This is a genomic window from Mycobacterium sp. (assembly GCF_052145595.1).
Classification (GTDB): domain Bacteria; phylum Actinomycetota; class Actinomycetes; order Mycobacteriales; family Mycobacteriaceae; genus Mycobacterium.
The window spans coordinates 1-7,985 of record NZ_JBKQOI010000033.1; the positions used below are offsets into that span (position 1 = coordinate 1).

Sequence of the window (7,985 nt, forward strand, 5' to 3'; positions counted from 1 at the left end):
ACAATGCGGTTGACCTTCGGCCGCGGGCTGGGGCCGGGTATCGGATCTAACACCACCGGCCGGATCCCGGCCAATCCCAGTTCGCGGGCCAGCATCAGCCCATCCGGGCCTGCCCCCGCGATGACGACGTCAATCACTTGGCCCGCCCAACTCCCGGCTGGCTCTGGTGATCACCGCAACACGACCCACCAGCGTTACCTCCGCGTTTATCTGCTGTCCGATAGCTTGCGAAACGCCCCTCAATCGTGTCATGCCGCATCGTGGGCAGAACCCCCGAACGACACTTGTTCATGGCAATGCCTATCCCGACAAGCGCGGGCATGGGAACTCATAGGCGCTGCGCCAGCATGCGCCGGTCGGTCGAGGACCAGGAGCCCGAGTGCCGCCAGGAGTGCGACCGGAACGGCTGGCCTGTGCGAGTTGTGTACTGCGACAACTCCATTGGTGCCTCACGCTACTCCGCTATTTCACTCTCCAGCCAACTTCCCCTGTCGCCTCATAGTCGACACGACGGCCCATCTCCACGGCGTGGTCCGCAAAGCGTTCATAGAACCGACCCAGCAGGGTGACATCGCCGGCTGCTGCGACGCCATGCTTCCACTCTGCGTCCATCAAGGCGCTGAATGGCCGCTGGTGGAGCTGATCGATTGAATCGTCCTCTCGGCTGATCTCAGCGGCTTGCTTCGGATCACGCGATAGCACCACGTCCTTGGCGCTGTTGCCGAGGTCTACGGCAATCCGTCCCATCTCGGCGAAGTAGCCTTTGACCTCGTCGGGCAGGGCGCGGTGGGGATGGCGGCGGCGAGCGATTTTCGCGACGTGGAGTGCCAGTGCGCCCATCCGTTCAGCGTCTGCCACGTTCTGTAAGGAACCAACGACGAGCCGCAGGTCGCCCGCGACAGGCGCTTGCAACGCGAGCAACACAAAGGCAGCTTCCTCTGCGCGCGTTTGCAGGTGGGCAAGCTCGTCATGGTCGGTAATAACCTGTTCGGCCATGGCCAGGTCCGAGTGTAGTAGCGCCTGTGTCGCACGGTCCATCGCCAATCCGGCGAGGCCGCACATTTTGCTGAGCATTTCAGTAAGCGAGTCGAGTTGTCCATGGAACGCCGTGCGCAAGACATCACCCTATAGGGCGTGGACCCAGCGCAATGGCGCTAGTGAACTGGTCATGAACACAATCTTGCCGGATAATTGAAGAACTTGCTTTGGGCGGTCCAGGGAACAAATGTTGATCGCAGTGCAATTCGTGCTAGGGGGTAATAATGCCGCTGGCCGGTTTGCTGACGCGGATCGTGGCCTTCCTGCGAGCGGGCTACGCCGAGGGCGTTCCGGCGAATGACTACATTCCCCTCTTGGCGCTGCTCCGCCGCCGCCTGGCCGACGACAAGGTCTTAGCCGTTGCTACCGAATTAATGTCCACCGGACACACGCCGGTCGAGGGAACTGACGTGCGACTTGCGGTTCCCAAGCTGACCGACGACATGCCCTCGCCTGAAGACGCCGAGCATGTGAAGCGTCGGCTCGTTGCGGCTGGCTGGCCGGTTACAGATGCTCTGGGTTTCCTGGGGTAGACGCTAGTGGCAACGACGGACACGGGTGATAAACCACCGACGGACAGCGCCAGTGCTGCCAAGGTCATTCCCCTCACCCGACGTTCTGAGCGGGTCCAGGCCCAACTCTTCGCCAAAATGCTGCGCCGCGAGATCGCAACGATGAAGAAGAAAGTGACCAACGCCGAATCAGCGTGGCAACACCGTTGTGAATCCGAAGGTTACGTCGATCCTCCGGAGCGTTTAGCGGTGGTGCGGGAACGCATTGCCGAAGCGAGAAGAATGCTCAACGCGCTGAATGCCCGGTTCCCTCGGAGCTAAGCGCCAATTCGCTAGCGCATACGCGCAATAATCGTGCGCATTACACCGAGCAGTTCATGCTGTGCGCGCTGGGTGATGGCGGCGGTCTTCACGGCCGTGGAACCGTGAAATGTGCCCGGGAACAGATGTAGTTCGCAGCCAACGCCCGCGTGAAGGAGAGCTTGCGCGTAGGCGATCGCTTCGTCTCGCAGCGGATCGAACTGGGCAACCGAGATATACGCCGGAGGTAGTCCACTGAAGTCGGTGGCACGGGCGGGAGCGGCATAGGGCGACACCGCGTCGGTGCCCCGGATGTCTGACCCAAGGTAGGCATCCCAACTCATGATGGCGATGCTCCGGTTCCAGATTGGGGTATCGATGCAGGTCTGCATGCTTGGTGTGTGAAGTCGATCATCGAGTTCGGGGGTCAGCAGAAACTGAAAAGCGATGTGCGGGCCGCCCCGGTCGCGAGCTAGGTGCGTCAACGTTGCGGCCAAGCCGGCGCCGGCGCTGCTGCCATGAACGATGAAGTGTTGAGGCGAGATGCGGAGTTCGGTCGCATGCTCGGCGGCCCAACTCAGACCCCCGTACACATCGTGAAGTGGTCCGGGAAAGGGGGTCTCGGGCGCGAGGCGGTAGTTCACCGACATGACCGCGACGCCGAGGTCACGCGCCAGGCAGACGTTGGCGGGGTGATTGAGCGCCAAGTCGCCGGACACGAACCCCCCTCCGTGAATGTCGTAGATCAACGCAGTGGACCGGCGTTGATGAGGAAGGTAAATCCTCACTGGTACTTCGGGGGCGTCGCCGACGCTGGGCACCAGACGATCTTCCACTGTCACGCCGTCTAGATCGGGCGGTCGAGTGAAGTGTGCGGACATGGCGGCCGACTTGCGCATCGAGGCAACGCTGCCCGTTATCCCTGATACCGCCTCCGCAAACTCGGCGAGTTCAGGGTCTATCGCATAGGACACATCGCACGCCCTTCCCGGGATGGCGAGTCCCAGCCAACCCAATCGAACCGCAGTCGTGGAGTTGGCATCCAATGCCGCGCAGCAGCAGTGAAGCGACGCGAGCCGAGAAGGATTGTTTCTTGGTACGCGCCTTCACGCCGACCGGACACCCGTCCAGGCTAGCGGGCTGTTGTTAGCGACAAGACTCCAGCGGACACCGCTTCGCGTTCGCATTAGCTTCGACGAGTGTGGTCATGATGTGGGCACCGCTGGCGCCCAGCGGGTGACCGATCGCAATGGCGCCGCCGTTGACGTTCGTCTTGGCCAGATCAGGCCCGGTGTCATGAGCCCAGGCGAGCGTCGGCTTTACGGTGCGCAATGGGGCGCGTCCTCTCGCTTCCCCGACGCCGCGTCGAACGCTCAGCCCCCTCGGGCGAATTCGCCTAGTAGAGCGGCTCACCATCGTTCGACGGAAATGTCGTCGAGCGTCATCGGTCGGGCGTAGGACGGAGGCGTCGAAGGAGAGTGGCATGTGCCCGTAAGGATGTTGCGACCGGAGGGCATACTCGCACGGCTAGGGCGGCTCCTAGTTATGCCAGTGCCACGCCCAGTTCTTCGGCGAATACCTTGATCATGTGCTGGACGCCAATCTCGTTGCGTCCGATGATCATGTGGTCGTGCTGTCCGTGTCTGACACACTCGCCGCATTGGGGCAGCATCGCGAAGTCTTCGTCACGGACGGCTGCGTGGACCGCTTCAAAGACCGCGTCGTATCCGGCCTTCATGTCATCGGTCGTGGCAGGAACTCGGCCCATCCAACTGTGGCGGACCGTGCAGCGGGTCGGTTCCCCGGCGGGCAATATGTCGATGATTTCCACGCCGACAGGGCTGTTAGCGAGGATGAGGTTTGGATAGACCCAGTAGATCACTCCCATGTTCGCCAACGGTTCCAGCGACACGGCGGGGTCGGTATCCGCGTTGGTGATCCACGTGAACGGAAAGCCGATCCGGTGGTGCTTGCCGAACTCGTCATACACCATCGTGTTGGCGAGCGTGTTCTGCCCGATGAGGCTCTGGCCGTGGACGTAGGGGAAGTGGTAGCCCTCGGCGAACGCTTCCAGCGCGCCCTTCCATGACACCGCAGAATTGAACTCACGTTCTGTGTGATAGCCGTAGGAGTCGTAGTTCCACAGAGCAAGTTCGGCTCCGAAATCGCCGAGATGCGCGTCGAGGTCGATGCTGGCGTCGGAGGTCAGTACCGCCCAGATGAAGCCGTGTCGCTCCTCTGACGGCATTTCCACCAATCCGTAGTCTTTGGTGTTCATCGAATCGAAGCCGGCCTTGCCCGGAACCATGAACAATTCGCCGGTGTTCTTATAGGTCCAGGCGTGATACGGGCAGACAAATCGTGATGCGTTTCCCGATCCGCAGGCAGGCATTGCGCCACGGTGGCGGCAGTAGTTGAGAAAGACGTGGCTCGCACCGGAGCGGTCGCGGGTCACCAGCAGAGAATCCCCCAGCACTGAGCGGACCACGTAATCGTTTCTTCCGGGCACCTGTGCGGACGGGACGATGGCCAAGGGCACCCTGCGCAGAATCTGCGACTGCTCAATCTCGGTGATCTTCGGATCGCGGTAGTAGTGCAGTGGCACCCTCAGTTCACGCTCGGCGAGGTCCGTCGTTCCATCCAGGGCGTGCCGCAAGCCTCGTCGCGTCAGCGCCTCATCGGTGCCGCTCACAGGACTATCGGTCGTAGCGACCATCGCGCTCCTCCTTCGACAGGCATCATCAAATCTAGACCACACATTTACTGTATGTGTATGGTCGATGTCTAGCCTTGCTGTGTCAACCATCGGAGGGTCGCTGTGGACACCTGTACTGGCGAGTACGAACGACTCACTCGCGGATTGGGTGGATTGCAGTGCGACGGAAATCCATTCATCACCCTGACCAATCCTCTCAAGTTGCAGCACTGGTCGATGCCAGTTATCGAAGTGCTTCTCATCGTCGGGGCGGTCGCCTGCTTGGTCCATGCATTGCGTTGGCGTCGCGAACACGGCGATTCGTCCAACCTCGTGGTCTGGATCGCATCAATATTCGCCTTATTGATGGTCGAGCCCATCGCCTATTTCCCTCAGTGGTTCGGCCTACAAGACTTGCTCGGCCTGACCTTCGTACACAATCAGTTTTCGGTGCAGTTCCTGTTCGACCGGCTCCCGCTCTACATCGTGGCCATGTATCCCGTCTACACCTACGTCTCGTACGCCTTGATCCAGCGCACGGGAATCTTCAAACGTCACAACGCCATCGTTGGCGCTACCTGCGTGGCATTTGCGTTCCACTGCCTCTACGAAGTCGTCGACACCGTTGGAGTCCAATTTCGTTGGTGGGTTTGGAACAAGGACTTGTCAACCTCGGTGCCTTCGCTCGGTGTAGTTCCGTACTTGAATATCCAGGCGTTCTCGCTGGGAGTGCCGTTCGGCTTGGCCTTGCTCACCCTTATTGTGTCGAAGCAACCCGCTCCGAGCGGATGGCGGGTCACGCGCAACGTCGTGTTGGTCTGCATATTCACTTGGCCGGTCATGTTTCTGTCGTCGCTACCCGCGACGCTGCTCAACCTTGCTGGCGTTCCTATCGTCACCGCACGACTGGTCGGGACGTGGCTGTTAATAGCAGCCGCCGGGGCGGTGTCCGGCGTCGTACTAGGGCGTGAGTACGTGGCTCGCCGCCACGACCGGTCTCTCGTGCCCGCAGGCGTTCAGCGTGACTACTTTGCGCTGATCTGCGTATCGGTGTATTTCGCTGCGTGCGTGACGTTCTGGGGAGCAGCACTACCCGAGTATTTGCGGGCAGAAAACGGTGTGACGCCTGATGGCGCACCGACCGGCTCGCTCACCTATGGCGTGGTTACCTTCGTTCTGTCTGTGGCTCTGGTCGTCGCCTGTTACTGGGGCACGACGGGTCAAACACAGGAGAGCATCTTCGCGACAACCGCAATTCCCAGACGAGAATGAGCGATCTGAGCAACAGCACCGCACAACGAATTCCAGTAGCGTCTAACTATGGCTGATGGCTATCGGAATGAATACGGCCACTGATGCGCACCCACGGATGGTCCGGCGCGGCACCGGCCTCAGACGCCGAGGCCATCGACCGAATCCTCGCTGCTGCCAAGCGAGCGATTGACAAACATGGCAGTGAGATACGCATTACTGACATCGCGCGAGAGCTTGGCGTCACCCGCCAGACGGTCTATCGCTACTTTCAAAGCACCGATGCGCTGCTGGTAGCGACCGCCATCTCAGAAGCTGGACCCTACCTAGATGCCCTCACCGTCCATTTGGCCGAAATCCACGACCCTGCGGAGGCGGTCGTGGAGGCCATTGCCCACACGCTCGAACGCTTGCCCGAGGAACCGTACCTCGGGTTGCTCCTCTCATCGGGTCGCAGCGGCGCATTCGCCGCCGGAGTCACTTCGGACACCGCGCTGACGTTTGGGCGAACCATGTTGCAACGCTTCGCCGTTGACTGGAGCGCGGTTGGAATCACCGACGATAAACTGGATGCGCTCACCGAATACATGTTGCGCATATTGCAATCGCTTGTGATCGACCCTGGCCGTCCACCGCGTCGAGACAACGTACTGCGCAATTACTTGAATGAATGGGTCACGCCAGTCGTGCTGGGGCTACAGCTCAAGAGCACGCGGAATGCGATGTCACGACAGCCCGCACACGCAGCGAGTGGCCCACGCAGGCGTCGAACGACTGCGTCGCCTCGTAGTAGCGCCTGACACGACCCGGTCTCACAGCGCGGGCCAGGCATGGTGTCGGCTTCATGCCGAGGCATCGCAAACCAACACTCGTCTGCAAGTCTGCGTGGACGCAGTGTTCGAGGCATTTTTGTCCGATCCCCACCGGTTATGCGGACGATGGCGCGGGTTGACCTTGCTTGGACCATACAATATCGTGATTTGTATGGTCGATCTCCGGTCAGATGCAAGAAACCGCTCGGAGAACGACCAATACCGGCGTCGGCGGACCCGATCTGTTGCGGCCAGACGAGGAGAGAGCGCTGATGACTGACTTGAAAGTGCGCCGCCTGCGATTCGACTTTGCAGCCCCGGTGCCAATGGTCTGGCAACCCGATAACCCGGCGTTCTCGCACGCCGTCAACCTGATGTCGTTTATTGCGATCTGCTTCGAGAAGATGATCGTGGACGCGGTGCAGAAGGCTAAGCCACACTTCACCGACCCCGACGTGGCATCGGAGGCCAACGCATTCCTTCGCCAGGAAGCCCAGCACGCCAACGCTCATCGCCAACACGTCACAGCCCTCATCCGGCGGTACCCGGGCTTACAAGACACCTTGGACGCGATCATGGCTTCGTACGACCAAATGACAGATACGAAGCCTCTCGAATACCGATTGGCCTACATCGCTGACTTGGAGGCGACGTTTACGCCCTCGTTCAAGTTCTTACTCGACAACGAGAACATCATGTTTCGGCCGGGGGACGACCGTGTGGCCTCGTTGCTGCTATGGCACATGGTCGAAGAGGTCGAACACCGCAGCTCGGCGTTGGTCATCTATGACGCTGTCGTTGGTAAGCGAATGTATCGCTTGCGCGTACTTCCGAGTGTCATCCGGCACATCATGGGCACCCTCGTTCCGATCTACGTGAACGGCGTTAATACGCATGTCCCCGAGAACGACCGAATATTGGACCTTCGCGTGATGTCAGTATCGTGGCGAATCCGCGAGCACCTCCGCAGCATCGTGCGCCGGGATCGACTGCCCCGCACCCTCCCCCCACCAATGCTCAAAGCGGTTGGCCGCAAAGACAAACACGAGGCGTTACGCGGACTAATCTTCAGCCAAAACCCGTACTTTGATCCTGCGGACGAAGCCCTCCCCTCATTTGCAGACCAGTGGTTCGACCGCTACGAGCGCGGCGATGATGTCACCCACTGGTACGGCAGCCAAGCCGCGTAAGACAGCCGTAGAGGGTTGGATCCTGCTCGTCCGATAAGCAGCGGGCACGAGCCCCCGACCTAACTAGGTCGAGGGCTCATGTGCCCTGTGTGGTCTTGGGCGGCGAACCCGCTTAGCTCAGCCGCTCGATGATGGTGGCGTTGGCCATCCCGCCGCCCTCGCACATCGTCTGCAGCCCGTAACGACC

General features: G+C 60.6%; 10 protein-coding genes and 1 pseudogene. 5 read left to right on the forward strand and 6 right to left on the reverse strand.

The annotated features are described in order from the left end of the window. Together ACLP4W_RS02295 and phoU are read right to left on the reverse strand one after the other, a co-directional pair. A partial coding sequence (locus ACLP4W_RS02295) for an FAD-dependent monooxygenase (protein ID WP_442383744.1) occupies positions 1 to 137 on the reverse strand: 137 nt, incomplete at its 3' end. A gap of 325 nt (positions 138 to 462) precedes the next feature. Continuing rightward, positions 463 to 1,116: a phosphate signaling complex protein PhoU gene (gene phoU / locus ACLP4W_RS02300; RefSeq protein ID WP_442383728.1), complete on the reverse strand. Its 654-nt coding sequence runs from the start codon at positions 1,114 to 1,116 to the stop codon at positions 463 to 465. A 146-nt stretch (positions 1,117 to 1,262) separates the two neighbouring features. Between phoU and ACLP4W_RS02305 the strand changes: the two genes are divergently transcribed. Further along, positions 1,263 to 1,571, forward strand: a complete 309-nt coding sequence (locus ACLP4W_RS02305; RefSeq protein WP_442383730.1) for a DUF3349 domain-containing protein — start codon at positions 1,263 to 1,265, stop codon at positions 1,569 to 1,571. A gap of 6 nt (positions 1,572 to 1,577) precedes the next feature. Next, entirely contained in the window at positions 1,578 to 1,871 is a 294-nt protein-coding gene (locus tag ACLP4W_RS02310) for a hypothetical protein (RefSeq protein ID WP_442383732.1), read from the forward strand. An 11-nt stretch (positions 1,872 to 1,882) separates the two neighbouring features. On the opposite strand, the gene ACLP4W_RS02315 is transcribed toward ACLP4W_RS02310, so the two are convergent. The 3 genes and pseudogenes from ACLP4W_RS02315 to ACLP4W_RS02325 all read right to left on the reverse strand — a co-directional run bounded on the left by ACLP4W_RS02315 (position 1,883) and on the right by ACLP4W_RS02325 (position 4,566). Then, complete coding sequence (locus tag ACLP4W_RS02315) at positions 1,883 to 2,824, reverse strand: alpha/beta hydrolase (RefSeq protein ID WP_442383734.1); 942 nt, start codon at positions 2,822 to 2,824, stop codon at positions 1,883 to 1,885. Positions 2,825 to 3,038: 214 nt separating this feature from the next. Continuing rightward, positions 3,039 to 3,161, reverse strand: a pseudogene (locus tag ACLP4W_RS02320) (steroid 3-ketoacyl-CoA thiolase); the annotation flags it as partial. Positions 3,162 to 3,393: 232 nt separating this feature from the next. Then, positions 3,394 to 4,566, reverse strand: coding sequence for an aromatic ring-hydroxylating oxygenase subunit alpha (locus ACLP4W_RS02325; RefSeq protein ID WP_442383736.1), 1,173 nt, complete (start codon positions 4,564 to 4,566; stop codon positions 3,394 to 3,396). Positions 4,567 to 4,668: 102 nt separating this feature from the next. Between ACLP4W_RS02325 and ACLP4W_RS02330 the strand changes: the two genes are divergently transcribed. From ACLP4W_RS02330 to ACLP4W_RS02340, 3 genes are all read left to right on the forward strand, one after another. Next, positions 4,669 to 5,817: a hypothetical protein gene (locus ACLP4W_RS02330; RefSeq protein WP_442383738.1), complete on the forward strand. Its 1,149-nt coding sequence runs from the start codon at positions 4,669 to 4,671 to the stop codon at positions 5,815 to 5,817. Between the two features lie 83 nt (positions 5,818 to 5,900). Then, positions 5,901 to 6,596, forward strand: coding sequence for a TetR/AcrR family transcriptional regulator (locus ACLP4W_RS02335; RefSeq protein ID WP_442383740.1), 696 nt, complete (start codon positions 5,901 to 5,903; stop codon positions 6,594 to 6,596). A 284-nt stretch (positions 6,597 to 6,880) separates the two neighbouring features. Further along, entirely contained in the window at positions 6,881 to 7,798 is a 918-nt protein-coding gene (locus tag ACLP4W_RS02340) for a metal-dependent hydrolase (RefSeq protein ID WP_442383742.1), read from the forward strand. Between the two features lie 112 nt (positions 7,799 to 7,910). Here the strand turns inward: ACLP4W_RS02340 and ACLP4W_RS02345 are convergent. Next, on the reverse strand, positions 7,911 to 7,985 hold a 75-nt coding region (locus tag ACLP4W_RS02345; RefSeq protein ID WP_442383746.1), incomplete at its 5' end, for a hypothetical protein.